Origin of the sequence: Geminicoccus sp. (assembly GCF_035556675.1) — a bacterium.
Classification (GTDB): domain Bacteria; phylum Pseudomonadota; class Alphaproteobacteria; order Geminicoccales; family Geminicoccaceae; genus Geminicoccus.
Map to the genome: position 1 here is coordinate 1 of NZ_DATMFZ010000080.1, position 7,389 is coordinate 7,389.

Annotated in this window: 5 protein-coding genes and 2 pseudogenes; 3 read left to right on the forward strand and 4 right to left on the reverse strand. The window is 70.0% G+C overall.

What is annotated here, in order from left to right:
* The 4 genes from VNS22_RS06335 to VNS22_RS06350 form a co-directional block, all read right to left on the reverse strand.
* On the reverse strand, positions 1-467 hold a 467-nt coding region (locus VNS22_RS06335), incomplete at its 3' end, for a calcium-binding protein (protein WP_325730721.1).
* Between the two features lie 80 nt (positions 468-547).
* Positions 548-1,312, reverse strand: a complete 765-nt coding sequence (purC, locus tag VNS22_RS06340) for a phosphoribosylaminoimidazolesuccinocarboxamide synthase (protein WP_159716507.1) — start codon at positions 1,310-1,312, stop codon at positions 548-550.
* A gap of 130 nt (positions 1,313-1,442) precedes the next feature.
* Positions 1,443-2,426 (reverse strand): 2-dehydropantoate 2-reductase, encoded by a 984-nt coding sequence (locus VNS22_RS06345; RefSeq protein ID WP_325730723.1) that lies wholly within the window; start codon positions 2,424-2,426, stop codon positions 1,443-1,445.
* Entirely contained in the window at positions 2,426-3,958 is a 1,533-nt protein-coding gene (locus tag VNS22_RS06350) for an acyl--CoA ligase (protein ID WP_325730725.1), read from the reverse strand. Before VNS22_RS06350 ends, VNS22_RS06345 begins: the two co-directional genes overlap by 1 nt.
* Before the next feature lie 177 nt (positions 3,959-4,135).
* Here VNS22_RS06350 and araD1 point away from each other — a divergent pair, with 177 nt between their 5' ends.
* The 3 genes and pseudogenes from araD1 to VNS22_RS06370 form a co-directional block, all read left to right on the forward strand.
* Positions 4,136-5,119 carry an AraD1 family protein gene (gene araD1, locus VNS22_RS06355; protein WP_325730727.1) on the forward strand — a complete coding sequence of 328 codons (984 nt, stop codon included), beginning with the start codon at positions 4,136-4,138 and terminating at the stop codon, positions 5,117-5,119.
* Positions 5,120-5,545: 426 nt separating this feature from the next.
* Positions 5,546-7,095, forward strand: a pseudogene (locus tag VNS22_RS28235) (putative N-acetylmannosamine-6-phosphate 2-epimerase).
* Positions 7,092-7,389: pseudogene (locus VNS22_RS06370) on the forward strand (sugar ABC transporter substrate-binding protein); the annotation flags it as partial. The pseudogenes VNS22_RS28235 and VNS22_RS06370, both read left to right, overlap by 4 nt.

The window sequence follows — 7,389 nt, forward strand, 5'->3', positions numbered from 1 at the left end:
TCCTGGCCATTGGCCCGGATGAAGCCGAGCTGATCTACCAGGAAATCGAACTCGTCGGGTCCGGCACCGCCGGTCAGCCGGTCATCGCCCGGCCCGCCGAACAGCGTGTCGCGGCCCTCGCCGCCGCGCATCTCGTCATTGCCCTCGCCGCCCACCAGGATGTCGTTGCCGAGACCGCCCAGGAGCAAGTCGCCGCCGCCCTGGCCTGAGACATTGTCGTTGCCGGCGCCGCCATCGACCAGGTCGATGCCGTCATTGCCCCGGACCACGTCGTCGCCGTCCTGGCCAAGCACGATGTCGTCGTCGAGGCCGCCCTCCATGAGGTCGTCGCCGCGATTGCCGGCGAGCCGGTCGCGCCCGGCCCGGCCGAACAACTGGTCGTTGCCGATCCCGCCGGCCAGGACATCGTCGGCCGGCCCACCCAGGATCAGGCCGCGTGCCGGAGACGGGAGCAAAGCGAGCGCCATCGGGAGCCTCCTCGAATGGAAGGCTTTTTATCCTCTCGCGGGAAATCGTCTAGAAAATTTTCGCGTCAGAAAGTGCCGACCTACTGCACCGTGTCGGTACCACGCAGGTCCCGGGGGCCGGCCTCCGGCAGGATGCCCAGCCGCCGGGCCACTTCCTGGTAGCCCTCCTCGACCTTGCCGAGATCGCGCCGGAAGCGGTCCTTGTCGTAGCGCTCGCCGGTCTTGACGTCCCAGAGGCGGCAATTGTCCGGGCTGATCTCGTCGGCCAGTACGATCCGGAACTCCTCCTCCTCCCAGAGCCGGCCGAACTCCAGCTTGAAGTCGACCAGGCGCAGGCCGACCGAGACCAGCAGGCCGCTCAGGAAGTCGTTGATCCGCAGCGACAGGTTCAGGATCTCGTCGATTTCCTGATAGGTCGCCCAGCCGAACGCGGTGATGTGCTCTTCGGTGACCAGCGGGTCGCCCAGCTTGTCGTCCTTGTAGTAGAACTCGACGATCGAGCGGGTGAGCTGCGTCCCCTCCTCGATGCCGAACCGGGTGGCGATCGAGCCGGCGGCCACGTTGCGGATCACCACCTCGAGCGGGATGATCTCGACCTCGCGGATCAGCTGCTCGCGCATGTTGAGGCGGCGCATGAAATGGGTCGGGATGTTGATCTCGTGCAACCGCAGCATGATGTACTCGCTGATGCGGTTGTTGAGCACGCCCTTGCCGGTGATGACGCCCTTCTTCTGGTTGTTGAAGGCGGTGGCGTCGTCCTTGAAGTACTGGATCAGGGTGCCGGGCTCGGGTCCCTCGAAGAGGATCTTCGCCTTGCCCTCGTAAACTTGGCGGCGGCGACTCATCTGCACTCTCCGACGGGGAACGAAACAAGGGCGCGCGCGGTCTCGTCACTCCGCGGGCACCCCTTGGCAACGCGCGCGCTTGTAGCGGTCCGGGCCGGCACTGACAACGTCGTCGTACGGTCGCACCGGCTCAGGGCTGCCCGTAGAGCCCAAGCACCCGTGCGCGGGCGGTGACCAGCGCATGGACCGAAGCCAGGTTCGGGCTGTCCAGGCCGGCCATCCGGCCAAGTTCCAGCACGGCGGTGACCAGTGCATCGATCTCGAGCGGGCGGCCGCGCTCCAGGTCCTGGAGCATGGAGGTCTTGTGCGCGCCGGTGGCCCCGGCGGCATCGATCCGCTTCTCCACCTCCATGAGGAAGCGGGCGCCCATCGCCTCGCCGATCGCCCGGGCTTCGGTCATCACCCGCCGGCACAGTGCGCGCAGATCCGGGTCGGCCGTGATCTCGCCCAGCGTCGCGCCGGTGAGCGCGCTTACCGGGTTGAAGCAGCAATTGCCCCAGAGCTTGGTCCAGATGTCGTCGCGCAGCCGCGGGCGGACCGGTGCCTTCAGCCCGGCCGCGATCAGCGCCTGCGACAAACGCTGCACCCGCTCGCTGCGCTCACCGCTGGGCTCGCCCAGGTCGAAGCGCTCGGACGCGATGTGCCGGATCACGCCCGGCCGGACGATCTCCGCCGCCGGCCAGACGACGCAGCCGATCGCCCGCTCCGGACCGATCCCCGCCCAGATGCGCCCGCTCGGGTCGACCGCCTCGATCCGCCGGTTCTCGAACGGGCCGTTCAGGCCGTAAGTGTACCACCAGGGTACCCCGTTCGCGGCAGTCACCACCGCACCGGCGGCACCGCATAGATGGCGGATGCCATCGACGGCACTGGCGACCTGATGGGCCTTGAGAGCCACCACGACGAAGTCGGCCGGGCGCAGGGAGAGCGGGTCCTCGGCCGCCTCCACCCGCACCTGGAACTCCCCGCCACCTTCCTGGACGGTCAGGCCGTCCGCCTGGAGGGCGGCGAGATGCGGCCCGCGCGCGACCACCGCGACCTCCACGCCGGAGCGGGCGAGCTTGCCGGCCAGATAGCCACCGATCGCACCGGCGCCATAGACGCACACCCGCATCAGCCGAGCCCCAGCTTCGCCGCCAGTCCGATCCGCTGCAGCTTGCCGGTGGCCCCTTTGGGAATCTCGCTCAGGATCACGACGCGGCGCGGCACTTTGAAGGCCACCAGCCGTGCTGCCGCGAAGTCACGGATCTCCCGCTCGCCGGCCGTCATGCCGTCGCGCAGCACCACGGCGATCGCCACCTCCTCGCCGAGCTTGTCGTGCGGCATGGCGAAGGTGACGCACTGGCGAACGGCCGGATGATCCATCACCACCTCGTCCACCTCCAGAGGGCTGACCTTCTCGCCGCCCCGGTTGATGATCTCCTTCAGCCGCCCGGTAATGCGCAGATAGCCCTCGCCATCCATCCGGCCCTGGTCGCCGGTCCGGAACCAGCGCTGCCCGTCACGCTCGAAGAAGGCCGCCGCATTGGCGGACGGGTTGGCCTCGTAGCCGGGCGTCACGTTCGGCCCCGAGATCACCACCTCGCCTTCCTCGCCCGGCGGCAGCTCTTCGCCTTCGGCCGTGCACACCGCGACCCGAGGGCCCGCAGCGATCCCGACCGACCCCGGCTTGCGCGGTGCCGGCGGCAGCGGGTTGCTGGTCATCTGGTGGGCGGCCTCGGTCATGCCGTAGCTCTCGATCACCGGGCAGCCGAATACCTCCTCCAGTTCCAGCATGACCTGGGCGGGCAGCGAGGCCGAGGAGGAGCGCAGCAGTCGCAGGCCCGACCGTGCCAGCACCTCGCGGTTGCGCCCGGCCCTGGCCAGGATCGCCTGGTACATGGTCGGCACCGCCGTCATCCAGCTAGCACCGCTGCCGTCCAGCTCGCGGAAGAAGCGCAGCGCGTCGAAGCCGCCTTCCGGCACCGTCAGCGATCCGCCCGCCGCCAGCGGGGCGAGCGTGCCGGCGATCAGGCCATGGATATGGAACAGCGGCATGACCGTGAGGCAGCGATCCTCCGTGCCGAGCTGAAGTGTCGCGCCGATGTGGCGGGCCGAGGCGGCGAGGTTCGCCTGGGTCAGCGGCACGATCTTGGGCCGTGAGGTGGTGCCCGAGGTGTGGAGCACTAGGGCCACGTCGTCCGGGCCGGGTGCGGTCGCCGCCACGGCCGGACGCACCGTTCCCTCCGCCTCCAGCCGGAACGCACCGGCCGGCCCGTCCGGATCCTCGTGCAGGCGCAGGATCGTGCAGCCTTTGGCCTGCGCCACCGTGATAGCGGAACTCTCCGCCCCGGCGGCGACCACCAGTGCCCGAGCGCCGAGGTCGCCCAGATAGAAGTCGAACTCCTCGGCCCGGTAGGCCTGGTTCAACGGTGCGGTGGCGGCGCACTGGGCGATCGCCATGAAGGCGCTGGCCATGGCCGGCCGGTTCGGCAGGACGATCGCCACCCGGTCACCAGATCCGATCCCGATCCCGGCGAGCATCGTCCGGGTCTCTTCGGTCAGCCGGGCGAGCCCACCATGATCCAGCGCCACGCGTCCGGGTCCCAGGATCGCCGGTGCCTGTGGACTGGCTGCCCGGAGCAGCGTCGTGATGGTCGTCGTCATTCCTTCGCCTGCCTCCCGGCCCGATCCCTCGGCAACGTTCCTGGTCGCACGCGGACGGTATCGCCGCAAGCCGGTCGGCGCTGCCGCCGCCATATGCCCCACCGGCCAGAGAGGTGGTGACGCCGCAACCTCCCGTCGCTAGTTTCCCGCTCGTTTTGCGGGTGCGGGAGGGTCGGCATGAACTTGGTTCAATTCAAGACGACGCATGGTGGCCGGGCCGTTGCGGCGGTCGAGGGCGGCGTACTGCGCGTGGTGGACCGGGCGACGACCGTCTATGGCCTGGCCCTGGCCGCGGTCGCCGCAGGCGAGGGTCTGGAGAAGGTCGTGGCCGAGCGGCTGAGCGATCAGACCGAGGACTACGAGGCGGTGATCGCGGAACAGCGGCTGCTCACGCCGCTGGATCATCCCGATCCGGCCCACCTGCTGGTGACCGGCACCGGCCTCACCCATCTCGGCAGTGCTGCCACCCGGGATGCCATGCACGTGGTCGAGCCCGAGAAGCTCACCGACAGCATGAAGATGTTCAAGATGGGCATCGAGGGCGGCAAGCCCGGCGAGGGCGAGATCGGCGTGCAGCCGGAATGGTTCTACAAGGGCGATGGCGGCTCGATCGTGCCGCCCGAGGCGGCGCTGGACTATCCGGGTTTCGCCGAGGACGGCGGCGAGGAGCCGGAGATCTGCGGCCTGTACCTGATCGGCCCGGATGGCACGCCCTGGCGCCTGGGCTTCGCGCTCGGCAACGAGTATTCCGACCACGTGACCGAGCGGGTCAACTATCTCTGGCTGGCCCATTCCAAGCTCCGGACCTCGAGCTTCGGGCCGGAGCTGCGGATCGGCGCGCTGCCGGACCGGGTTGAGGGCACTTCCTCCATCCTGCGCGGCGGCAAGACGCTGTGGTCCAAGCCGTTCGTATCCGGCGAGGACGCGATGTCCCACACGCTCGCCAACCTGGAGCACCACCACTTCAAGTACGACTTCTTCCGCCGGCCCGGCGACGTCCATGTCCATTATTTCGGCACGGCGACCCTCAGCTTCGCCGACGGGATCAAGGCCGAGCCCGGGGACGTGTTCGAGATCCAGGCCGAGCCGTTCGGCAGGCCGCTGCGCAATCTGCTGGGCGAGAAGCGCGAAGACCGGCCGGTGCTCGTCCGCAGCCTCTGAGCGGTCAGCGGATCGTCACCGCCGCATCGAACGGCGATCACCGTCTGACCTGGCGCCTCCTGCGTGACCAATGGCACGCAGGAGGCAGGTGGTATGCTCGTTCCCGGGAACGTCGGAAGGTTTCTGCCGAGATGAATTGCCTGCGCACGTATCCCTGGAGGTGCCGTGCGGACAGCAATTCTGGCAACGGCAGTGATCGGAGCCGTACGGGTGAGCGAGGCGGTCGCCCCTCCAGGTCGTGAGCGGCGCCCCGGCCAGCCCGCTGCGCGGCCGCACCTCGGGTGGGCCTGAGGTCACCGACGATTTCCGCCACCTGGCGATCGACGCATTCCTCAAAAATACCCCGCCTGAGCAACATTTTTTCGCTGTTCGGCGGCGCACCTGCTGCCAAGACTGCGGCCAGCAACGGGCAGCCCAGGTCGGACAATGGCGATTCTCCTCGATCAACTACGCGGTGGCCTCGTGGTCTCCTGCCAGCCGGTGACCGGCGGACCGATGGACCGGGTGGACATCGTGGTGGCGCTGGCGCTGGCGGCCCGCGATGGCGGTGCCGTGGGCCTCAGGATCGAGGGGGCGGCGAATGTCCGGGCCGTGCGCGAGGCCTGTGACCTGCCGATCCTGGGCCTGATCAAGCGGGACCTGCCGGACAGCCCGGTGCGGATCACGCCCTGGCGCGAAGACGTGCAGGCCTTGGCCGAGGCCGGTGCCGACGTGATCGCGTTCGACGCCACCCACCGGCCACGGCCGGTACCGGTGCCGGACCTCCTGGCCATGGTGCGGCAGGCCGGGCGGCTGGCGATGGCCGACTGCGCCGACATGGCAGATGCCAGGGCGGCCGCGGCCATGGGCGTCGATGTGGTCGGCACCACCATGAGCGGCTACACGGGTGGTCCCGTCCCGGATGCGCCCGATCTCGACTTCGTGCGGGCGGCAGCGGCGGAACTGGACCTGCCGGTACTGGCCGAGGGCCGCTTCAACACGCCCGACGCCGCCGCCCAGGCGATCCAGGCGGGTGCGTTCACGGTGGTGGTCGGCTCCGCCATCACCCGCACCGAGCACGTCACCGGTTGGTTCGCGCAGGCCGTGGCCGGGGCCCGGCGATGACCACGGTGCTGGCGCTCGACCTGGGCGGCAGCAAGATCCTGGCCTGCCTCGTCCAGGATGGCCGGGTGCTGGAGGAGCAGCGCGTCGCCACACCGCGGCAGGGTGGTGTGCTGGCTTGGCTGGACGCGATCGCCGGGCTGGCGGCTCCCTGGTCCGGCCGGTTCGCCTTGGCCGGGATCGCGGCGACCGGCCTCGTGCGCCGGGGAAGCTGGCAGGCGCTGAACCCGGACACCCTGCCGATCCCGGGCGCGTTTCCACTGGAGCTGGAGCTGACCCGTCGCCTGCACGTGCCGGTCACGGCACTCAACGACGCTCAGGCGGCGGCCTGGGGCGAGCATGTCGCCGGAGCCGGGTGCGGCTCGGACGACCTGGTGTTCGTGACGCTCTCCACCGGGGTCGGCGGCGGCGTGATCGCCGGCGGCCGGCTGCTGCAGGGGCGCAGCGGCATGGCGGGCAGCATCGGCCAGGTCCGCCTCATCAGCGGCGAGCGGATCGAGGATCTCGCATCGGGCTCCGGCATTGCGCGCCTGGCCCGGGAGGCCGGCCATCCGGTCGACGCGGCGGCCGTGTTCGCGGCGGCCGCTGCCGGTGCCGCCTGGGCGGAGCAGGTCGTGCACCGGGCCACCGAAGCCGCCGCGCTGCTGCTACGCGACCTCCAGTTTCTCTTCGACCCCGAGCGGATCGTGGTCGGCGGCGGCGTCGGGCTGGCGCCGGGCCACCTGGACCGGGTCCGGACCCGGCTGGCCGACCTGCCCCCGCTCGAGCGCCCGAATCTGGTACCGGCCCTCCTGGACAGCCGGGCCGGCATCATCGGGATCGCCGATCTCGCCCTTCGCGAAGCCGCAGCCACCAGAGAGGATCAGTCGCTATGAGATCGTCCCACCTGTTCGCCGCCCTGACCGCCGTCCTCCTGACCTCCGCGGCTGCACAGGCGGAGGTCACCGTGCTGGGCTGGCCGGGCGGGCCGGAGGAGACGGCACTGCGCGACGCGGCCACCCTCTACAACAGCAAGGCCGACGTCGCCAACGAGGACAAGGTCGAGCTGATCTTCTTCAACCGCGACGGCTTCTGGGACAAGCTGCAGACCGACCTCGCGGCCGGCGGCGGCGAGTTCGACCTGAACCTGCTGGCTACCTATGCGATCGGCCGCTATGCGCCCTTCATGG